We start from the raw sequence: 20,090 nt of genomic DNA, 5'->3' as shown, positions 1-20,090 counted from the left end.
TGCTTCTTGATGCCACAAGCTACCGACCGCAATGGGCTTCGATAGCAGAAGTGATCTCCTGCCAATCCTGGAGATGAATTGCTCTGTCCCGCGGCGAGAAGCCGGAGGACCTCGAATTCCCGATCCGTCAGGCCGAGGGGTGCCTTCGGCATACCACCTTCCTTGCCGTTTCGTAGATCAATGCGGGCCTTTTCGGCGAGGGTCTCGATCTGGTTGCCCAGGAGGGAAGCGCCGGTCGAATGGGCAAGGTCCGCGCCTCGTCGGAAATGGCCCGCACCTTTCGCGCGCTGGCCGGCATTCACGGCAGCACCACGTAGCCAGTTGCTACCCATTGAGCCGCGAGAGTGGAAGAGAAGTGGGTTACGGTGCGCGCAACCGAACGGGGCACCTACAACCGTGCAGCATTGTGCCCCTTTGGCCGACCGCTTCCACGCGCGCAGCCGATTGCCCCTACCGATGATGAGGGCGCCCGGTCAAACAGCGGGCGCCATCTTTTTATTTCCAGCTCGTATAATCGTCGGCGACGCAACCAAACGGCGCGCGACCCTGACCAAACCGCTTCTTCAGTTGCTCGCATCCCCACTCGTTCAACGGCGCTGGCATGAGATTGTTGATGTCCATGCCAGGCGATTGGAATGCTGTCGGGGAAGTCGTGATGTACCAGAGCCAGAAGCCGACCACACCGACGACCATCAGAAGCAACACACCGAAGAAAAACTTCACCCGCTTCCAGATCGATACCGTCCTTTTGGTGTCTTCGATCAACACCGGAACGCTCTGATCGCGTTCTTGCTGATACGCGAAAGGTGCAAGAGCTGCGGTGCGTTCTTTATCCGTAAGCTCCACACGCTGCAGCCGATCGTCGAGAAGCACCGGCAGGGCAGTATTGCCGTGCCTCACGGCCAATCCGATCGCCTTGCCATTGGCTTCACCGACGATCAGAGGCTCCTCTCCATCCTTCATGCGCGTGTAAGCCGATCGCCCTGTTTTGTCGTCGGCAATCTTGTCGTTGTAGGTGATGGAAAGGACGCCGCGTTTGCGGTCGAATGCGGTGATCTCGACCGGGACAGGGGTCAGCATGGCAGGCCGAAGCAACTGGCCCTTGACCCGCCAAATGCGGATGGCGAGAAAAATCATCCCCAGGCCCATGCCGCCAAGCAGGACGGCAAACACAGTAAGCGTGATGATCCGGTTCCAGAGCATGTCCAGACCCAGGCTCATCGTCGCAAGTTCCGGGTGATCGGCTGATATCACCAGACCCGTTTCATAGTCGCCGGTATGGAAATCGACGAACATGACCTCGACTTCGGTATCGTAGTCTCGTCCACCGTAGCTGTAGACCAGGCGTGCCTCGCAATCGGTAAAGACTGCCTTGCGTGTCGTGCATCGCCCATTTTGCACGTCGCCATTTTCGAGCGTCAAAGGGTTCTGGCTGATCTGGAAATCGCGGATCACACCTGGTGCTTCCGAGACGAATAGAAAGCCAGCCAGTGCCAGGATAATGGGCGTTGACCAAAAGTAAGCATTCGGCGTGGAGATGACGTTGCGCGCCAACGAGAGCGGGCGACCAGGAAGAACAAGCGAAATCAAAGGCGTCGGCCCCCTCATATGTGACAGCCCCGTGGGCTGGCAAAGTTTCTGTCGGCGGCCCCCTATGCAGCAGTTCAAAACGCAACAACCTGCTTTGCGCATCTCAAGACGCGCGGCGCTGTAGCGGAACTGAAGCCATCCCAGCCGGCTCGCACAATCTCATTGTGCAAGACCGATCTAAAGCTTCAGGCGGTAGATCGGCAATCCCTTTCAGCGTGCGTGGGCATCATTGGCCCGTTGATCTTGTTGAAAACGTGCGCGCCGTGTTGGGAACGCGATCGAATGCCGCCCATGCGGAACCAAATCATCGTCGAGCGGTTATATGACACCCTCCTCCTCGAAGAGCCGAGCGTCATGATGCGGATGTTATGCGGCCCGAAAGTTAGCCAGATGTTTAAGATCCTTGCCTGCGCAATCGCCGCTGCGACGGCGTCAATGCTCACGGCCGGCGCCGCCCACGCCGACGAATCCGCCTTCCTCAAAACACTGGCGGGAAATTGGAGCGGTAACGGTACGGTGAAAGTGCGAACAAACGCACCCACCATTAAAGTCACTTGCCGCTTCAAGTCGGACGCGAATGCAAGTTCCCTCGCACTCAATGGACGCTGCACCAGTCTCGTCGTTTTTTCCCGTGTCATCAGCGCTAACCTCAAGGCTAGCGGTGACAGCTACACCGGCTCCTACGTGGGCGCGGGCACCGGCACCGCGGGTCTAGGCGGAAAGCGCGCTGGTAATGCCATAAGCCTCGCGATCAAATGGGCAAAAGAGGTCAATGGCGACCGCCGTGCGCAGATGACGATCGAAAAAACCGGGGCATCGGGCATGCGCCTCACAACCGTCGATACCGACCCCGCTACAGGTCGATCGGTTGTTACGAGCCGCATTGACCTTCGTCGGAGCTGATATCTTTTTACATTCAAAGAGCCGTCGGCGTGCTAAAGGGTTGATAGAGAAGCCCCGAAGCTATAGTTTCGCCTTCGCAAATCGCTGAACGACACAAGGAAATAGTTATCTCATGCCGACAGGTACCGTTAAATTCTTCAATGACGACAAGGGCTTCGGCTTCATCACCCCTGAGGGTGGCGGGCAGGACGTTTTTGTTCACGTGTCTGCGCTGCAGAGCGGCGGGTCGCTCCGCGAAGGCGACAAGGTCAGCTTCGAAGTTGGACAAGATCGCAAGACCGGAAAATCGAAGGCTGAGAACGTCTCGACTCTCTGATCAAAAATGGCCCAACCTGCATTGAGCGGGTTGGGCTCATCATTACGAGCCGCAGGCGCGAATGCCTTCGTACTCTACAGCGCGGCGCGATTTTTCATATTCGCTCTTCGCGCTTTAGGTCTTTGTGCGCATGTCGTTGTCGGAAAACCGCTGCACAGTTGCGCGACATGCTTTAAGCCGAAACGCCGCCAATCGAGGTCTGGGCGTGTCGTTTAACGTCAGCACCTTGGAAATTCCGAATAGTGACGACCCTCACGCCAGCGCAGTCGCGGCAAACTGAGCATTTTGTCTCTGAGAAAAGGATGTTCCACGCATTCGCTTTAGACAATGCGAGGAGTTCATCACGGCGAAGAGCCCATCACACCCCTGATAGAATGCTTTCCGCGGCCTTCTCGGCAATCATGATCACCGGCGAGTTGGTATTGCCCGACACGATTGTCGGCATGATCGAGGCATCGACCACCCGCAGTTTCGCCAGCCCATGCACCCGCAATTGCGAATCAACAACCGCCATCGTGTCGCTGCCCATCTTGCAGGTGCCGACCGGATGGAAGATCGTCGTGGCGATATCGCCGACACGACGGATCAGGTCCTCGTCGGTCCGGTATTCCGTGCCCGGCAACATCTCCTGCGGCTGGTACTGGGCGATGGCACCGGCCTCCATGAGCCGGCGGGCGTGCCGGATCGATTTCGTCGCAACCATCCGGTCGCCGACGGTCGAAAGATAATTCGGGCGTATTTCCGGCGCCACCGAAAGGTTCGGGCCGCTAACATGCACGCTCCCCCGGCTCTCCGGCCGCAGATTGCAGACGGAGACGGTGACGGCGGGATATTTGTGCAGCGGCTCGCCGAGCCGGTCGGTGCTCAAGGGCTGCACGTGATATTCGAGATCGGCGGTCGCAACAGCCGGATCGCTCTTGGCAAAGATACCGAGCTGGCTCGGCGCCATCGACAGAGGCCCGGACCGGCGCAGCATATATTCAAGCCCCATGCCCGCGCGGGTGAACAGGTTGTGATAGAGCTGGTTCAGCGTCTTTGCGCCCTCGATGCGGAAGACCGTGCGGATTTGCAGATGATCCTGCAGGTTTTCGCCGACACCTGGAAGTTCGTGGACGACGTCCAGCCCAGCAGCCGACAACACATCCGGTCGACCGATCCCGGAAAGCTCAAGGATTTTCGGCGAATTGATCGCACCGGCAGACAGAATGACCTCGCGACCGGCGCGAGCCAGATGACTCCGTCCGTTCAGCCGGAACCGCACGCCGGTCACCATTCTGCCCTCGAATTCCATCCGCTCGGTTTCGGCGCCGGTCAGCACACGCAGATTGGGCCGCTTCATCGCCGGGCGCAAGAAGGCCTTGGTCGTGTTCCAGCGCAGGCCGCCGCGCTGGTTGACCTCGAAATAGCCCGAGCCTTCATTGTCGCCATCGTTAAAATCGTCGGTCTTCGGGATGCCGAGTTCTTCGGCGGCATCGCGAAAGGCATCGAGGATCGGCCAGGACAGCCGCTGCTTTTCCACCCGCCATTCGCCGCCTGCCCCGTGCATTGGCGACTGGCCACGATAGTTGTCCTCGGATTTCAGGAAATAGGGCAGCACGTCGTCCCAGCCCCAGCCGGAATTACCCGCCTGCCGCCAGCCGTCGTAATCGGCCGCCTGGCCGCGCATGTAGATCATGCCGTTGATCGACGAACAGCCGCCCAGCACTTTTCCACGCGGATAGGGCAGTGACCGACCGTTCAGTCCGGCCTCCGCCGCCGTCCTCATCATCCAATCGGTGCGCGGATTGCCCATGCAGTAGAGATAGCCGATCGGTACATGCACCCAATGGTACCGGTCGCTGCCGCCGGCTTCGAGCAGCAGGACGCGGGTTTTCGGATCGGCCGATAGCCGGTTGGCCAGAACGCATCCCGCCGATCCCGCGCCGACGATGATGATGTCGTAGCTTCCCGCATCAATGGCTGCATCATTCACACGAATATTCACGCCGCTGCCCCCGCTGCCGCCGGGGGGACCGCCGTCAGACGCCGCCAGAGCGGTGCCATCGCTTCGGCGATATCCTGATAGAGAGCGTAGCGCCGCGCGTAATGCGCCTCAAGCGAGACATCCGGACGATAAAGCCTCTCGGTCCGGACCATGGCCGCAGCACCAGCGCCGAAGTCCGCGAAAATGCCGACGCCGGTTCCAGCCGCAATCGCCGCTCCCAGCGCACCGGTTTCACGCGAGCGGGCAACGCTGACCGGAACGCCGAGCACATCGGCAAAGATCTGCGGCCAGATCAGGCTGCGCGAGCCGCCGCCGGAGAGCACCGCTTCGTTGAACACCGCGCCGGCCTTTCGGATCGTCTCGATGTGCTGGCGATGACCGAAGGCGACCCCTTCGAGAAGCGCGCGAACGAGATGCCCCTTGGTGTGCCAACCGGCAATGCCATAGAAGCCGGCGCGTGCGCGGCCGTCCTGCTGGGCGCCATAGAGATAGGGATGGTAGAGCGGGTCGTCTGCCGTGGGCTCGATCGCCCCGGCCAGCGCGCAGCAGGCATCGAAGGGCGACACGCCTTCCGCATGCTCGCCTTCGAAGAACTCCCGCACCAGCCATTCGAGATTGGCCGCCGAGGTGGCGCTGTTTTCCATCGCCATGTAGCGGCTGCGATCGAAGGTCGAGGACATGAAGACCGGCCCGTCGAGGTCGGGACTATCGATAACGACCTGGTTGATGCTCCAGGTGCCGGCAATGATCGAGGCGCTGCCGGTGCGCGAAACGCCCGAGCCGAGCGCCGAGGCGACAACGTCGAAGAGCCCGCCGACCACAGGCGTCCCGGCGGCGAGCCCGGTTTGCGCCGCCACCTCTTCCGTTACCGTGCCGGCAATGTCGGCGCTTTCGATGAGCGGCGGCAACAGGTCCATGCAATCGCCCAGCCCATAGGCCTCCATCAGTGCCTTGTCGTAGCGGCGCGCGGCAAGATCGAGCAGACCGGCCCCCGACATGTCGGATACCTCGCTGACGCGGCGGCCAGTCAGGCGGTTGACGACGAAATCCTTGGAGAAGAACACCGTACCGATGCGGTTGAACAGGTCCGACCGGTGACGCTTCAGCCAGGCAAGCAATGTCGGCGTCTGGGATGGCCACGGGCGCTGGCGGGCAATCGGATAGGTCCGGTCTCCAACGCCGGCTTCTCGCCATTCATCGACCAGCCCGGCCGCCCGTGTGTCGAGCGACTGGATGCCGATGAGCGGAGCGCCGTCGCGATCAAGCGCATAGAGACCGTTGCCATGCCCGGCGCAACCGATCGCGGCAATTTCCTCCGGCTGGATCTCTGCCTTTTCGATGCAAGCGCGGATAACCTGCCGTGCATTCGTCCAGAGTTCGTCCAGACCCCGCTCGACATGCCCCGGGCTCGGCATGCGGCTGTGTCCTTCTTCGGACGCAGCTGCGATCTCCTTGCCCGCCCGGTCGAAAATCACCGCCTTGATGACGGTGTTTCCGGCGTCGAGCCCCAAAAGATAGTTTCCCATGCAGAACCCTCCCAAGGTTCGAGATCGCTGCTCAACCCTGCTGATAGAGCGCAATGGCCTGTTCGCCGCTCGCATCCTCGTGCACGATCGCCATCAGCCCACGCACCACCGCACTCGGATTGGCGTGCTGATAGATGTTGCGCCCATAAACCATGCCCATTGCGCCCTGTCGCATCAAGGCGGCGGATTTGTCGAAGACGGCACGAAGATCTTCCTTGCCGCCACCGCGCACCAGAACCGGGCAACGGGCTGCTTCCACCACTCTATGGAAATCCTCGGCATTGGTGGTCGGATCCGCCTTGACGATGTCCGCCCCCATCTCGCGGGCAAGCCGCGTCAACGTAACGATCTTGTCTGCATCGCCGTCTACCATGTAGCCACCCTTTTCGGTGACCGGCTGCATCACCAGCGGCTCGATCATCAGCGGCATGCCATACTTGTCGCAATCGGCCCGCACCCGGGAAATGTTCTGCACGCATTGGCGGAACAGGTCCGGCTCGTCCGGCAGCATGAACAGGTTGACGACGACGCAGGCCGCATCCATTTCGATCGCGCCGATCAGCGGCTCGGCCTCGTTCTGCAGCACCGCCCACATGTCGCGATGGCGGATCCGGTTATAGGGATTGCCCATGTCGATGCGCATGACCAGAGCCGGCTTGTCCTTGCCTGACACGTCCTGCAGCAGGTCCGCCTGGCCGTAATTCATCTGGATGGCATCCGGCCCCGCAGAAACCAGCGCCTTGACGACGGCCTGAATATCCTCCAGCCCGTTGAGGAAGGACGGTTCGTTGCACACGCCGTGATCGATCGCCACGTCGAGGCAACGGCCGCCGCCGAACAGCCGGTTCATCCGGACTTTGCTGTTGTGTCGCATTCTATGCTCCTTGGTTCGTTCCTTGCGGAAAGCATGTCTTCGTCGACGCCGTGGCGTCCGGTGAGAAGGGTGAGAAAACGGTCGCGCTCACGGGTGCGATGCGCGAGCGTCCAGTGCTTTTCCTGCGTCAGCAGGTCGAGCACAGCATCCATCATGTCGAGCGAAAGCTCGCCAGAAACAGCCAGCGTCGTGCGCCGCAAAAGCAGGTCGTCGAGATGTTCCACCGCTTCACAGCGGATCAGGAACTGCAATTCGCGCGTCGAGTAGCCGGCGTGCGGCAGCGCGGCATCGGGGCCTGCCGCGATGAAACCGGCAATCGTCTCCGCATCCGTACCGTATCGGGCAAACAGCTCGCCCATGCGTGGGCCGGAGAGGCCCTTGCTGGCTGCCACCTGCGTTAGCCAAGCGGGCGCGTTGGCGGGGAATGACCGCCCGCCGCCGATCGGCCGATCGGTTGTCTGAACGCGGCGCTGCCTGCCTAGCCGTTCCAAAGACATGTCGGCCGCCAGTTCCCCGAAGGACCGGAATGTCGTCCACTTGCCGCCGATCATGCACAGAACCGGTGGACCACCCTCGGAAGGCTCCAGCACGGTGCAGAAATGATCGCGGGGAATGCGCCCTGTAAAACTGTCGGTGCTGGCCGGCAGCGGCCGCACGCCGGAAAACTGGAAAACGATCTGTTCCGGCCGGATGACGATATCAGGCAGCACGAAGGCGAGCGATTGCAGGATATAATTCCGCTCGTCTGCCTCGCAGCGCACCGTTTCCGGATCATCGACACGGATATCGGTGGAACCAACGAGAACCTTGCCGAGATAGGGAAACAGGATACAGATGCGCCCGTCCTCGTTCTCATAGTAGATCATGTGATCGGCGAGCGCGTCGCGCAGCTCTGCATTGTCGACGATCAGATGCGAGCCCTTGGTGCCGCCCATCAGTGGAGCCGGCCGCGCTTCCGGCGAAAACAAGGTCTGATTGGCGATGTCGATCCAGCCGCCGGTGGCGTTGATGATCAGCGCCGGTTCAACGGCAACGGACGCACCGCCGATCTGGTCTTCGACACGGTACTGACCATCCTCTGTCAGCCGCAGTTCCGCATAGTTCAGCGCCATTGCCCCGAACTTTGCTGACAGACCGTCCTGTAGAAGCTCGATGCCCAGCCGCTCCGGATGGCTGACCCAGGCGTCGAAATAGGTGGCGGAACTCTTGATGTCGGGATTGAGCGCCGGCCACTTGGCAAGCGTCGTGCGGCGGCCGCGAAACTGGTGGTGCGGCATCAATGCCCGCTTGCGGGTCAGGAAATCATAGATGCTCAGGCCTGCCTTGATGGCGATAGCGCCACGCCGGCTCGGGCGGCGGCTGAGACCCAGGAAGCGGACGATGCCATTGCCGAGGCCGGAAAAGATATCGAACACCGGCACCGTCGTCGGCAGCGGCGCGACGTAGTGTGGCGCATTGCGCAGCAGCCGGTCCCGCTCGACCAGCGATTCCTGCACCAGCTTGAATTCGCCGTTTTCAAGATAGCGAAGCCCGCCATGCACCATGCGCGACAGCGCCGAACTGGCCCCGGAGCAATAGTCGTGTTTCTCGACGAGCAGCACGTTCAGCCCCTGGAGCGACAGCTCCCGAAAGACGCTGATGCCGTTGATGCCGCCGCCGATGACACACACGTCCACCTTCGGGCTCCGGCGGAGCCCGTCCAATATCTCTTGCCGTTTCATGATGGCGATCCGCTACCTGTCCATGTCAGTCAGTTTCGCCGCTATGGCCGTATCGATGGCCGCAAGCTCGGCCGCATTCAGCCGGATGGTCCCGGCCCGCGCATTATCGAGCGCTTGTGCCGGATTGCGCGCCCCGCAAAGTGCAAAAGTGATGCCAGGCTGTGCCAGCGTCCAGGCAATCACGATCTGGGCGATGCTGGCGCCGTGTTTTTCGGCGACCGGCCGGATGGCGTCGGCCAGCGCCGTTGCCTTCCGGCGGTTGCCGACTGAAAAGCGCGGATTGCCCTTGCGCTGGTCGTCGCCGGAAAACACGCGGTCAGGACCGATGGTCCCGGACAGCAACCCCAGCGCCAGCGACGAATAGCTCAGCGTCGCAATGCCGTTGGCCTTTGTCAGCGGCAGAAGTTCCGCCTCGATTTCCCGGTCGATCATGCTGAACCGCTCCTGGATCGCATCGAGATCACCGGCAGCGATATAGCCATTGAGGTCGTCGGGGCTGACATTGCTTGCGCCGATTGCCCGGATCTTGCCCGATGAGCGCAGGTCTTGCAGCGCCCGCATCGTTTCCTCGATCGGGGTCGTCGGGTCCTGCCAATGAGTGATGTAGAGGTCGATATAGTCGGTTCCGAGCCGCCTAAGACTTTCCTCGACCTCGTGCAGGATCGCGTCGCGGCCGAGATAACGGTGGACCGGCTTGCCGTCCTGGTCGAAGAAACGACGGCCCTTCTGCGTATGCCAGAAAAGGCCGCATTTGGTAGCGATGACAGCCTTGTCGCGGCGCCCGGTCAGTGCCTTGCCGACGATCTCCTCGGAACGTCCGAGCCCATAGGCCGGCGCCGTGTCGATCAGCGTCACGCCGGCATCGAGCGATGCCTGGATTGCGGCGATGGATTCGGCCTCATCGGTCCCACCCCACATCCAGCCGCCGATCGCCCAGGTGCCGAGCCCCACCGCCGAGGCGGAAACGCCCGATCTGCCGATCTCACGTGTCAGTTGCTGTTCGCTCATGCCCATTTTCCTTCACCATTCGCCAGTGCCAGCACGCGGGCACCCGTCGCCTCATCGGTCACCAACGTATCGAGATGATTGCCGCGCAGAACACTGAGGATGGGACCTGCCTTGTTCGGCCCGCTCGCCACACCGATCTTGGTGGGGATGGAGGCGAATTCCGCCAGCGTCAGCGACACCAGCGAACGGTTGAGGCTGTAGTCGCAGACCTGGCCATGATCATCGAGCAGATGCGCCAGCAATTCGCAGGAGGCGCCGGACCGCTCGATCGCGGCGCGGTCGGTGCTCGAGGATGGATGGAGGTCGTAATAGCTCGAATCGTCCGAGAGGATCGAGCCGATGCCGACCACCGCCACCTTCGCCTCACGCGCCCGTTTGAAAACGTCTGCAACGGAACGCATGTTGATCAGCATCGCCCGCTGCTCGGCATCATCGGCAAAGAGGGGCGCATGGATCTGGTAGGAACGCCCCCCAAGCCGGTCGGCCATCAAGGTCGAGACATGATTGACGTCGGTATAGTGTTTACCCTGCACGCAGCCAGTTGCTGGAATGACCTCGACATCAAAACGACGCGGCGGCTGCAGACCGGCAACGACGGCGCTCACCCCTTTGCCGCCGGTGATGCAGATCGTATCGCCGTCGGTGATCTCTTCCAGCAGCAACCTTGCTGCCGCTTCGCCGACGGCTTGAAGTGCCGTCTGCGGATTGTCGGACACTGTCGGCACCACCACGGCGCGGCCGATACCGCCAAGCGCTTGTAGCCGTTCTTCCATATCGACCAGCGGCTCGACCGGCGACTTGATCTTGATCTCGACCAGACCGAGCTGGCGGCCGCGCTTGATCAGCCGGTTGACGGTGGCGTGCGAGATGCCAAGCTGATCGGCAATCTGCGCCTGCGTCAGCCCTTCGAGGAAATGCAGCACCAGAGCCTGGTGCATCTGCCGGGCGATGACGATTTCCTCGCGCGGCGCATTTGCGGGTTTGAGCTTGGCTATCGGCATATCAGGCAGCCTTCCGCTTGTGCAGGAAATGATCGATCGAGACGGCGGCAAGCAGAATGCAGCCTTTGATCATGTCTTGCCAATAGACAGACACGTCGAGCAAGATCAATGAGCTTGTTACGACCGACAGCAGGGCAATGCCGAGAATAGCCCCAAGGATCGTGCCGGAACCGCCATTCAGCGACGCACCGCCAATCACAGCGGCTGCGATTATGTTGAGTTCCATGCCGACACCAAAGGTCGGGGTCGCGGCACCGAAGCGAGACATGTAGATGACCCCGGCAACACCGGACAGTGTGGCGCAGAGCACCGTCACCCAGAACTTCACCTGGTTGGTCTTGATACCGGAATAGAGCGCCGCCTTCTCGTTGCTGCCGGTGTAGAACACCTTGCGGAAGGCGGTTGCCCGGCGCAGCAGGAAATCGAACAGCACGACAACCGCAACAAAAATCAGGATCACATAGGGGACGCCATAGAATGTGCCCTGCCCGACCGCCTTGAACGAGGGCGGCAAGGTGAACAGCGACAGCGGCGTTCCCTTGGTGATGATCAGGCAGATACCACGCACGATGACCATCGCCGCAAGCGAGGTGATGAAGTGGTTGAGCCCGACGACCGTGACGAAGAAGCCCATGGCACAGCCGATCAGGCCGCTGGCAAGAATGCCGATCAGAGATGCGCTCCACGGATCGAGCCCCATCAGGAACAGCGAGCCCGACAGCACCATCGAGAAGCAGACGACCGAGCCGACCGACAGGTCGATGCCGCCGACGATCAACAGGATGGTCATGCCGACGACGACGATCCCTTCCACCGAGAACGACATCAGCATCGCCCGGAAGTTGCCGAGCGTCAGAAAATGCGGCGAGGCAAAACTCATGACGATGCAGAGCGCCAGGATGATCGCGATCAGTCCCGCCTCGCGCATCGTCCCCAGCCGTTTCCAGCCGGGCGCGCGTGCCTGAGGTGCCGTTGCCAATGTAGCGTCCGCCATGACCCTGTCTCCTGCCCCTGCTTTTTCCCTATGCGGCATGCTCTGATGCCTTTGAATTGTTGTGACCGCCGATACCCGAGGCGAGCCGCATGATCGCTTCCTCCGTCATCGCCTCGCCCTCGACCTCGCCTGCAACCGTACCTTCGTGGATGACCAGCACCCGATCGCACAGACCGAGAAGCTCCGGCAGTTCCGACGAGATGACGACGATGCCGATGCCGGAGCGCGCGAGATCGCGCAGCAGCCGATGGATTTCCGATTTGGCGCCGACATCGATGCCGCGGGTCGGCTCATCCATCAGGATGACCTTGGGATCGACCGCCAGTTGCTTGGCAATCGCCACCTTCTGCTGGTTTCCGCCCGACAGCGACGAGACCGGCATGTCGATGCCACCCATCCGCACGCCGAGCCGCCGGACCAGGTTGTGGGCGCGATCCGCCTCGGCCTTGGAATTCAACAGTCCCAGTGGCCCGGTCAGCGATTTCAAATCGAGAACGGCAATGTTCTGGGCAATGGAAAGATCGAGGAATATGCCGGAGCCTTTCCGGTCTTCCGACAGATAGACGACGCCCGCCTGCGCTGCCTGCGCATAGGAGCGCGCCCGCAGCCGCTGTCCGTGCAGCTGCACCTCGCCGTCGATTACCGGACGCAATCCACAAATTCCTTCGGCCATCTCGGTGCGGCCCGAGCCGATCAGCCCGCCGACGCCGAGAATTTCCCCTTTGCGCAGGTCGAAGTTCACATCCGTGAAGCGGCTGCCGTCACCGAGATCGCGAACGCTCAGAATGACCTCATCGGTCCGCTCCGCCGGCGCCTGCTTTTCCGGATAGAGCTGGGTGATCTCGCGCCCGACCATGCGGCGCACAACATCATCCGGCGTCACGTCCGCCACCTTCTCCGTCGAGACATAACGGCCATCGCGAAACACGGTGACCCGGTCGCACAGGCTGAAGATTTCGGCCATGCGGTGGCTGATATAGATGATCGAAATACCCTGCGCCTTGAGGTCGCGGATGATTGCGAACAGGACCTGCGTCTCCGATTCCGTCAAAGCCGCCGTCGGTTCGTCGAAGATCAGCACCCGACAATCGAGCGTCAGCGCCTTGGCGATCTCGACAAGCTGCTGGCTGGAAATCGACAAGTCGCCGACTTTGCGGCGCACGTCGATCGGCGCCAGACGGTTCATCACGACCTGCGCATCCCGCTCCAGCCGGCCATAATTCATGAAAGGCGAGCGGCGGCGGTTGGTCGCGGCCATGAACATGTTCTCGGCCACCGTCGCATCGGGGCAGAGCGCGATTTCCTGATGCACGAGGCCAAGCCCGAGCGATTGCGCCACGGCCGGCGACGTCACTTTTACCGGCGCGCCATCGACGAGAACATCCCCCTCGGTCGGCTGCAGCACGCCGGCAATGATGTTCATCAGCGTCGACTTGCCCGCGCCGTTTTCGCCGCAAAGCGCATGAACCTCGCCCTTCTCCAGGCTGAAGCTCACCTCCGTCAACGCCTTCACCGCACCGAAGTGCATGCTGACATTGCGGATTTCCAAAACCGGCACCGACGCCATCATCGTCTCCTCCTCCCGCTCGCGGTGGCTGTCCGGAGTTTCCTGCCCCCGGACAGCCGGCACAAAAGCTTACTCCTCGATGCCTTTGGTGCCCCGCCGCTTCAGATACTTGTCCCAGTAGAAATCGTCGGCATTGGCAGCCGTGACGATCGACAAGCCGTTGTCGACGAACGGAATGCTCATCGGATTGAAGCCGACGCGCTTGGCGTCGTTCATCGGGTCGATGAGTTCCGGATGCTTGGCAAGCCACAGGAGCATGAAGCCCATGTAACCCTGCATGCCCTGGTTCGGGTTGATCGAGCCGAACACTTCGCCCGCCTTGATCATGTCGAGAATGTTGGCGTTGACGTCGGCGCACATCACGAGGATCTTGCCGCCGCTTTCCTTATTGGCCTGCGAAGCGCCGATGGCCGAATTCGCTTCCGGCATGAAGACGGCGCCAATGTTCGGATGTGCCTGCACCAAGCTCATCAGACCCTGATAGGCTTTGTTCGGGTCCTGGTTGGACGCAGCGCGGCCGACCAGCTTCATATCAGGATATTTTTCCTCCATACGGGCGATGAAGGCGGCGATACGCTTGTCGTGGTTGTCCTGGCCCGGATTTTCGAGAACGGCATACTCACCCTTGCCACCCATCTTTTCGGCAATCGCGTCGGCCGCATAGGTGCCTTCGCGGGTATTGTCCGACGTGACGAACGAGATGCGCTTGGAAAGCGGCGCATCGGCTGCGAATGTCACGACCGCCGTGCCCTGGTCGATCGCCCGGTTGATCGGCTCGATGAACGGGTCGGAGTTCATCGGGTGAACGAGAATACCGGCCGGGTTCTGGGCCAGCGCCTGGTCGAAAGTGGCGATCTGCTTGTTGACGTCATATTCCGGCGTGCCGGTATAGGCGGTCTCGCAACCGAGCTGCTGACCGGCCTGCTTGAACATTTCATAGACCGGGAACCAATATTCGACGCCCGATACCATGACGTTCATGACGTATTTTTCACCGGGCTTGCAGCGGAACGGATTTTCCGCGTCCGCATTGGCCGCGCCGGCGAAAAGCGTCGATGCAAGGACCGCCAATGCGGTCGTGCTTAGAAATTTGCGCAAGTTTCCTCCTCGAGGCCGAAGCCCCTCCCAAATATCCGGCGGCGCCTCAGCGGCTGCCGATGATCCATTGAAGACCGGAGTTCCTCCTCGAAGTCCGGTATGGGCAGATAATCGCAACGGCAGAGCGCTGTCAATATAATTCATTATGTGAAATATATTTCACAACGCTCTCTCGCGTGGCGGTCGATGTAAGCCGCCCAGCGCTCGAGAATTCATGCCGATCGTCGTGGCGACTGGTGATGTCGCCCAGTTCCGCAAACGACCCCAACAGAGCGCGTCCGCTTTTCCGCGCACCGGGAACGCTTTATCTTTTGGTTTTGTGCAATCCGGGTGCAAGTCCGCGAGGCACTTTGGTGGAATTGCTCTACAGCCGATTGCGCGCAATAGGGGTCACGGAAACATGACGACCTATGCTTCCGCCTGACTTGGATGCGCGGGCTGGCCGCCGATCGCTTGGAAGGCACCCGGAATCTTTGCAAGTATTTTGGGCGTATCACCTCGATCAGACGATATTCAGCAGCCCGATCAGGCAAAGCCCCAGAGCCCCCAGCGCCAACAGCGACAGCGCCGCCGATGCGAGGACACGACCGCCGGTATGGGCGACGGATCTGACATCGACGGAGAGGCCCAAAGCCGCCATGGCGGTGACGGTGAAGGCGGCGGAGACCGCCGCCATCCCGGGCAGCAGCGGCGCCGGGATCGCGTCGAGGGAACGAAGCGTCGCGATGGCTGCAAAACCGAGGATGAACCATGGGAGAACATGGCGGAGATTGACTGGCGAACCGCCAGGGCGGCGGCCATGAACTGCGCCGAGCACGAGGATGACCGGTCCGAGCATCATCACGCGGATCAGTTTGACGAGCGTGCCCACCTGGGTGCTGATGGCTCCGGCAGAGGCCGTGGCCGCCAGGACCTGCGGGACGGCATAGGCTGTCACTCCTGCAAAAACGCCATATTGTACGGCGCTCAGACCAAAGAGCAGGTGAAGAAGCGGCAGCGTCAGCACTGCACCGATGCCGAGCAGTGCGGTAAAGGCTATCGAGGCCGCGATATCGTCGGGTTTGGCGCCGATCACGGGCGCTGCGGCGGCAATCGCGGAATTGCCGCAGATCGAGTTGCCGCAAGCAACCAACGTCGCCAGGCTGGCCGACAACCCGAAGAGCCGCCCGATAACAAAGCTGCCGGCCAAAGACAGAGCAACCAGAACGGCAATTCCGCCGACAAGCGGCAGTCCGGCCTGCCTGATGGCAGCCGTGCTGAGCGAGGCGCCGAGCAACACGACCGCAATCTCGAGCAATGTCTTGGCGGCGAATTGGATGCCGGGAATAAGCGTCTGCGGCAGGCAGACCGAGGAGCGCACGGCAATGCCGATCAGAATGGCGAGCACGAGGCTCTCGATCCAGTGCGAGCCGAAAACCATCGTCTGCAGCTGTTCAACGAGATATGCAGAGAGCGTGACTGCCGCACACAGGACAAGCCCCGGCAGGACGGCAGGAAGCGACAGGGAACGTGAGGTGGAAACGAGCATCGGCAAGACCTTGCGTAGGGCTCTAATCTCCCACACTCAATTGTCGACTTCCATTGAATAGTATAGCATGGTTCATTCGGTAAAATCGAACGATTGATTCAATGACGTTTGAACAGCTTTCCATTTTTATCGCGGTTGCAGAACGCGAGCATCTGACCAAAGCCGCCTTTGCGATCGGGCTCACGCCATCGGCCGTCAGCTCGGCTATCCGCAATCTCGAGACCTCCTATGGCGTCGAGCTTTTCCACCGCGTCGGACGCCGCATAGAGCTGACATATGAAGGACGGGTGTTTCTGGGGGAGGCTAGAGCGACGCTGGCGCGCGCAAAGGCGGCAGCGCTCGTCCTGTCCGATCTCGGCGGCTTGCAAAAGGGCGAACTGGTCGTTTTTGCGAGCCAGACGATCGCCAGCTACTGGCTGCCGGCGATGCTGATGCGTTTCAAGATCCGCTACCCGGGCATTGACCTGAAGCTGATGATTGGCAACACGACCACGGCAGCAAAAGCGGTTCTCGATGGATTGGCCGAAGTCGGTTTCGTCGAAGGCAGCGTTGATGAGCCGGCGCTCAATGTTCAGCCGCTTGCCGAGGACGAACTCCTTGTCGTCGTCGGTCCGCGCCATCCCTGGGCGCGTGGCAAACCAATAACACCGGCAGAGCTGGTTTCGGGCACAAAATGGGTCATGCGGGAGAAGGGGTCCGGAACCCGGTCGGCTTTCGAGGCGGCGATTTCCAGTCTCGGCATAGCCCCCGCAGATCTGGCTGTCGCGCTTGAGCTGCCGTCGAACGAGGCGGTCATATCGGCGGCAAGAGAAGGCCTCTGCGCGACGGTCGTCTCAGGTGCCGTGGCCGCACCGCTCTTGACGCAAGGTCTGCTGGTAAAGGCGCGCTTCCCTCTGCCGTCCCGCCAATTTGCGATCCTGCGGCATAAACAAAGGCACTCCAGTCGTGCCTCGCTGGCGCTGGAAACCATTTGCCGCGAGGACAAAGCGGCCGAAGTCCAGAATTGGGATGATTGGGCGCTTTAGGTCGGATCCATCGCGCCGGTGGTCAGCTTCATCGCATCATCGAGCGCTTGACATCGGCATTGTTAAGGCAGAAGCCGCACTCGGCCACGCATGCGCGGCTGCTTTGCGAGGATGCGAGAGATGACAACCAAGACTGGCGTAGCCAACGCCGGAAACCTGATCATGACCGGCGTCCTGCTGATGCTGCTTGGCGATCTGCTCTTTGCGCTGAACGATGCAATGGGCAAGTGGTTGGTCGCGAGCTTTGCCGTCGGCCAGGTGCTGGTGATCCGCTCGGTCGGCGCTTTCATCGTGCTCGGACCAATGATCCTGCGGCAAGGGCCGATGGCCTTGTTCCGCGTCGAGCAGAAGGGCTTGCAGTTCATCCGTGTTTTCATGGCGACTGTCGATGTCGCCCTATTCTACGCTGCCGTCGCCTATCTGCCGCTCGCAGATGTGATGACCTTCTATATGGCCGGACCGATCTATATCGCGGCGCTCTCGCATTTCTTTCTCGGAGAGAAGATCGGCTGGCGCCGTTGGCTGGCCGTTCTGATCGGCTTTGCCGGCGTCGTCATCGCGCTGCGTCCATCCACGGCGATGCTGTCGCTTCCATCGCTCTTCGGTCTTGCCGGCAGCCTTGCCTTTGCGCTGTCGCTGGTGATGAGCCGCTATCTGCGCTCGACCAGCGACACGACGCTGGTGACATGGCAGACGATCGCCGCGCTCGTCACCGGCATCGTCTTGAGCATCGGCCACTGGCAGCCGGCAACGCTCATCGACTGGTCCGGCATGCTGCTGCTCGGCATCGTCGCCTCCTGCGCGCATCTGCTCATCACCCGCTCGCTGAAGCTCGCACCGGCATCGCTGCTCGCGCCGCTGCAATATACGCTGCTGCTCTGGGCGATCGTCCTCGGCTACCTGTTCTTCAACGATATTCCCGATGCGCAGATCATCGTCGGCGCCGCAATCATCGTCGTTGCCGGGCTCTTCATCTTCCACCGGAAGAATTTGAAAGAGACGGTTCCGACTGAGGCCGTCCCGCCCGACGGCCATTAAGGGCTACAGCGCTGCTTATCTTTCAGCTTCGCATGGGACGCGGCTGTAACTCCTGGAATTCCTGCATACTTCCATCCTTAAACCGTGCGGGAATAGATCAAACGGATGGGGGCTCAGTCACGCGGGCCTTCCAGGGAACAATTTGGACGCTTGCACGCTACTCCCGAGCATTCAAACCCGGGAGATCGCAATGGCGTCCATGACCCTCGAAGACCTATCCTCGCAACTGAAGAAGATCGATTTCTGCATGCTGTCGACGAATGCCGGGTCGGGCCGCATCTCGGCCCGACCGATGAGCAATAACGGCGACGTCGAATATGACGGGGATTCCTGGTTCTTTTCCTATGAAGACACCAGGAAAATCACGGAGATCGAAGGCATCGACACCGTCTCGCTGACGTTCACGGCGCCTCCCAGCCTCCTCGGCAAGCCGGGGATTTTCATCGCTGTCGAGGGCTTCGCCTCGCTGGTGCGGGACAAGGCGGCATTCGAAGAACATTGGGTGCCCGATATCGAGCGGTGGTTTCCTGAAGGAGTGGATACTCCTGGGATCGTTCTTATCAAGGTTTCAGCGTCCTCCATCCGGTACTGGGATGGTGAGGAAAACGGCGAGGTCGTCCTGCCTGGCTCAGCGAGTTAAGATCATGGCATAAAGCGTGCCCTATTCTGCGGGCGGCTCCTCCCAGCCGAAGACACTCCGGCCGCCGAAATCGGCGGATTGGCGGAATTCGCCGGCGATGATTTCCTTGAGGTCGGGACCGGTCACATAGCGTTCCATCTGCCTGGATTGGTCGTCCAGGCGCTTGAGCGCCTGCAACTCCTCCTCGCGTCCGAGCCTGCCCTTCTGCACCGCCGATTTCATCACGGCGATCGTCTCGTCATAGACCTTGAGCGGGACCGGAAAAGGATGGCGGTCCTTGCCGCCATGGGCGATCGAGAAGCGCGCCGGATCGGAAAAACGGCAAGGCGCGCCGTGGACGACTTCCGCCACCATCGCCAACGCCTTCACCGTGCGGGCGCCGACGCCTGGAACGAGCAGCAGCTCTTCGAAATCCGCCGGCCCGCGGTCGGCGGCGGCAGCCAGATTTCCATGCAGGCGCCGCATGTTGACGTCGCTCTCGCGGACATCGTGATGGGCGGGCATGATCAGATGCGGCAGCATCGGCTGTTCGGCGGGTTCGGGCGCCGGCGCTTCGGCACGCAGCAGTGCGGCGGCTTCGCGGATGATCCGGTCGGGACCGAGGGTCGCCAGCAGATCGAGCTGACCGCGACGCGAGCGCTCGGCACGCCGGTCGGCAAGATTGACGATCTCACCCTGGCTTCTTCCCTCGATTGCCGCATGCGGCGAGTCGACGAAACTCTCCAGCCCTTCGGATAGCCAATGATAGCGCCGGGCCTGCCGCTTATCGCCGTTCATGCCCTGCTGCACGACCACCCAATGGCCGTCATCGGCGACGATGAACCCGTGTAGATAAAGGTCGAACCCGTCCTGGAGGGCGGCGCTGTCGACCTTGGCAATAAGACGGCTCGTGGTCGCGAGCCCCTCCCCGTCGAGACCGACCCGCTCGCCGATCGAGACGAGCTCCTGCGGCGTCTTGCGCGAATGCGCGCCGCGGCCGCCGCAGACATGCAGGCCGAGCTCGCCGGCACGCGGCTTCAGCCCGCGCTTCAGCGCGCCGAGAACGCTGGTGGTGATGCCGGAAGAATGCCAATCCATGCCCATCACCGCGCCGAAGGACTGGAACCAGAAGGGATGCGCGAGCCGGCGCAGGAATTCGTCGCGGCCATAATGATGGACGATCGCCTCGGTGATCAGCGTTCCGAGCCGCGTCATCCTGTCGCCAAGCCAATAAGGCACGCGTCCCCCGTGAAGGGGAAGATCGGCGCTGCCTGCTCGTTGTGACATCTCGTTTCCTT

17 protein-coding genes and 1 pseudogene are annotated in these 20,090 nt (G+C 61.4%); 5 read left to right on the top strand and 13 right to left on the bottom strand.

Annotated elements, in window-relative coordinates; genetic code table 11:
- Positions 1–77: 77 nt before the first annotated feature.
- Positions 78–311: pseudogene (locus AC25BC_RS27385) on the bottom strand (hypothetical protein); the annotation flags it as partial.
- Positions 312–495: 184 nt separating this feature from the next.
- Positions 496–1,608 (bottom strand): hypothetical protein, encoded by a 1,113-nt coding sequence (locus AC25BC_RS27380; RefSeq protein WP_012755511.1) that lies wholly within the window; start codon positions 1,606–1,608, stop codon positions 496–498.
- Between the two features lie 264 nt (positions 1,609–1,872).
- Here AC25BC_RS27380 and AC25BC_RS27375 point away from each other — a divergent pair, with 264 nt between their 5' ends.
- Both AC25BC_RS27375 and AC25BC_RS27370 read left to right on the top strand, forming a co-directional pair.
- Positions 1,873–2,493: a hypothetical protein gene (locus AC25BC_RS27375; RefSeq protein WP_128439732.1), complete on the top strand. Its 621-nt coding sequence runs from the start codon at positions 1,873–1,875 to the stop codon at positions 2,491–2,493.
- 112 nt (positions 2,494–2,605) lie between these two features.
- The gene (locus AC25BC_RS27370; RefSeq protein ID WP_003550088.1) at positions 2,606–2,809 is read left to right on the top strand and encodes a cold-shock protein; all 204 of its coding nucleotides are present in this window, start codon (positions 2,606–2,608) and stop codon (positions 2,807–2,809) included.
- 358 nt (positions 2,810–3,167) lie between these two features.
- On the opposite strand, the gene AC25BC_RS27365 is transcribed toward AC25BC_RS27370, so the two are convergent.
- From AC25BC_RS27365 to AC25BC_RS27320, 10 genes are all read right to left on the bottom strand, one after another.
- Positions 3,168–4,793, bottom strand: coding sequence for a GMC family oxidoreductase (locus tag AC25BC_RS27365; protein WP_128439731.1), 1,626 nt, complete (start codon positions 4,791–4,793; stop codon positions 3,168–3,170).
- Positions 4,790–6,319, bottom strand: a complete 1,530-nt coding sequence (locus tag AC25BC_RS27360; RefSeq protein ID WP_128406911.1) for an FGGY-family carbohydrate kinase — start codon at positions 6,317–6,319, stop codon at positions 4,790–4,792. Before AC25BC_RS27360 ends, AC25BC_RS27365 begins: the two co-directional genes overlap by 4 nt.
- 31 nt (positions 6,320–6,350) lie before the next feature.
- The gene (locus tag AC25BC_RS27355; protein WP_128439730.1) at positions 6,351–7,193 is read right to left on the bottom strand and encodes a class I fructose-bisphosphate aldolase; all 843 of its coding nucleotides are present in this window, start codon (positions 7,191–7,193) and stop codon (positions 6,351–6,353) included.
- Positions 7,166–8,914 carry a glycerol-3-phosphate dehydrogenase/oxidase gene (locus AC25BC_RS27350; RefSeq protein WP_128439729.1) on the bottom strand — a complete coding sequence of 583 codons (1,749 nt, stop codon included), beginning with the start codon at positions 8,912–8,914 and terminating at the stop codon, positions 7,166–7,168. Before AC25BC_RS27350 ends, AC25BC_RS27355 begins: the two co-directional genes overlap by 28 nt.
- 12 nt (positions 8,915–8,926) lie before the next feature.
- Positions 8,927–9,922: an aldo/keto reductase gene (locus AC25BC_RS27345; protein ID WP_128439728.1), complete on the bottom strand. Its 996-nt coding sequence runs from the start codon at positions 9,920–9,922 to the stop codon at positions 8,927–8,929.
- A complete protein-coding gene (locus AC25BC_RS27340) occupies positions 9,919–10,923 on the bottom strand; it encodes a sugar-binding transcriptional regulator (RefSeq protein ID WP_003562674.1) in 1,005 nt (334 codons plus the stop codon). The genes AC25BC_RS27345 and AC25BC_RS27340 overlap by 4 nt, the downstream gene beginning before the upstream one ends.
- Before the next feature lies 1 nt (position 10,924).
- Positions 10,925–11,917: an ABC transporter permease gene (locus AC25BC_RS27335; protein ID WP_128439727.1), complete on the bottom strand. Its 993-nt coding sequence runs from the start codon at positions 11,915–11,917 to the stop codon at positions 10,925–10,927.
- 28 nt (positions 11,918–11,945) lie between these two features.
- On the bottom strand, positions 11,946–13,484 hold the full coding sequence (locus tag AC25BC_RS27330) for a sugar ABC transporter ATP-binding protein (RefSeq protein WP_128439746.1): 1,539 nt from the start codon (positions 13,482–13,484) through the stop codon (positions 11,946–11,948).
- A gap of 69 nt (positions 13,485–13,553) precedes the next feature.
- Positions 13,554–14,582 (bottom strand): substrate-binding domain-containing protein, encoded by a 1,029-nt coding sequence (locus AC25BC_RS27325; RefSeq protein ID WP_003562681.1) that lies wholly within the window; start codon positions 14,580–14,582, stop codon positions 13,554–13,556.
- 502 nt (positions 14,583–15,084) lie between these two features.
- Complete coding sequence (locus tag AC25BC_RS27320) at positions 15,085–16,146, bottom strand: YeiH family protein (protein ID WP_128439726.1); 1,062 nt, start codon at positions 16,144–16,146, stop codon at positions 15,085–15,087.
- A 65-nt stretch (positions 16,147–16,211) separates the two neighbouring features.
- Between AC25BC_RS27320 and AC25BC_RS27315 the strand changes: the two genes are divergently transcribed.
- The 3 genes from AC25BC_RS27315 to AC25BC_RS27305 all read left to right on the top strand — a co-directional run bounded on the left by AC25BC_RS27315 (position 16,212) and on the right by AC25BC_RS27305 (position 18,813).
- Complete coding sequence (locus tag AC25BC_RS27315; protein WP_128439725.1) at positions 16,212–17,135, top strand: LysR family transcriptional regulator; 924 nt, start codon at positions 16,212–16,214, stop codon at positions 17,133–17,135.
- A gap of 120 nt (positions 17,136–17,255) precedes the next feature.
- Complete coding sequence (locus AC25BC_RS27310) at positions 17,256–18,173, top strand: DMT family transporter (RefSeq protein WP_026157593.1); 918 nt, start codon at positions 17,256–17,258, stop codon at positions 18,171–18,173.
- Positions 18,174–18,363: 190 nt separating this feature from the next.
- The gene (locus AC25BC_RS27305) at positions 18,364–18,813 is read left to right on the top strand and encodes a pyridoxamine 5'-phosphate oxidase family protein (RefSeq protein ID WP_017996313.1); all 450 of its coding nucleotides are present in this window, start codon (positions 18,364–18,366) and stop codon (positions 18,811–18,813) included.
- Positions 18,814–18,834: 21 nt separating this feature from the next.
- Here AC25BC_RS27305 and AC25BC_RS27300 read toward each other — a convergent pair whose 3' ends face one another.
- Positions 18,835–20,079 carry a DUF763 domain-containing protein gene (locus AC25BC_RS27300; RefSeq protein ID WP_128439724.1) on the bottom strand — a complete coding sequence of 415 codons (1,245 nt, stop codon included), beginning with the start codon at positions 20,077–20,079 and terminating at the stop codon, positions 18,835–18,837.
- Positions 20,080–20,090: the final 11 nt, after the last annotated feature.

Source organism: Rhizobium sp. WSM409, assembly GCF_057653825.1.
The sequence above is the reverse complement of the archived record's forward strand: the minus strand, read 5'-3'. Positions and strand labels throughout refer to the sequence as shown.

Bases quoted from the DNA above. Each gene is read 5' to 3' on its own strand.
- AC25BC_RS27380 (WP_012755511.1), bottom strand. From the start codon at position 1,608: ATGAGGGGGCCGACGCCTTTGATTTCGCTTGTTCTTCCTGGTCGCCCG.
- AC25BC_RS27375 (WP_128439732.1), top strand. From the start codon at position 1,873: ATGCCGCCCATGCGGAACCAAATCATCGTCGAGCGGTTATATGACACC.
- AC25BC_RS27370 (WP_003550088.1), top strand. From the start codon at position 2,606: ATGCCGACAGGTACCGTTAAATTCTTCAATGACGACAAGGGCTTCGGC.
- AC25BC_RS27360 (WP_128406911.1), bottom strand. From the start codon at position 6,319: ATGGGAAACTATCTTTTGGGGCTCGACGCCGGAAACACCGTCATCAAG.
- AC25BC_RS27355 (WP_128439730.1), bottom strand. From the start codon at position 7,193: ATGCGACACAACAGCAAAGTCCGGATGAACCGGCTGTTCGGCGGCGGC.
- AC25BC_RS27350 (WP_128439729.1), bottom strand. From the start codon at position 8,914: ATGAAACGGCAAGAGATATTGGACGGGCTCCGCCGGAGCCCGAAGGTG.
- AC25BC_RS27345 (WP_128439728.1), bottom strand. From the start codon at position 9,922: ATGAGCGAACAGCAACTGACACGTGAGATCGGCAGATCGGGCGTTTCC.
- AC25BC_RS27340 (WP_003562674.1), bottom strand. From the start codon at position 10,923: ATGCCGATAGCCAAGCTCAAACCCGCAAATGCGCCGCGCGAGGAAATC.
- AC25BC_RS27335 (WP_128439727.1), bottom strand. From the start codon at position 11,917: ATGGCGGACGCTACATTGGCAACGGCACCTCAGGCACGCGCGCCCGGC.
- AC25BC_RS27330 (WP_128439746.1), bottom strand. From the start codon at position 13,484: ATGGCGTCGGTGCCGGTTTTGGAAATCCGCAATGTCAGCATGCACTTC.
- AC25BC_RS27315 (WP_128439725.1), top strand. From the start codon at position 16,212: ATGACGTTTGAACAGCTTTCCATTTTTATCGCGGTTGCAGAACGCGAG.
- AC25BC_RS27310 (WP_026157593.1), top strand. From the start codon at position 17,256: ATGACAACCAAGACTGGCGTAGCCAACGCCGGAAACCTGATCATGACC.
- AC25BC_RS27305 (WP_017996313.1), top strand. From the start codon at position 18,364: ATGGCGTCCATGACCCTCGAAGACCTATCCTCGCAACTGAAGAAGATC.
- AC25BC_RS27300 (WP_128439724.1), bottom strand. From the start codon at position 20,079: ATGTCACAACGAGCAGGCAGCGCCGATCTTCCCCTTCACGGGGGACGC.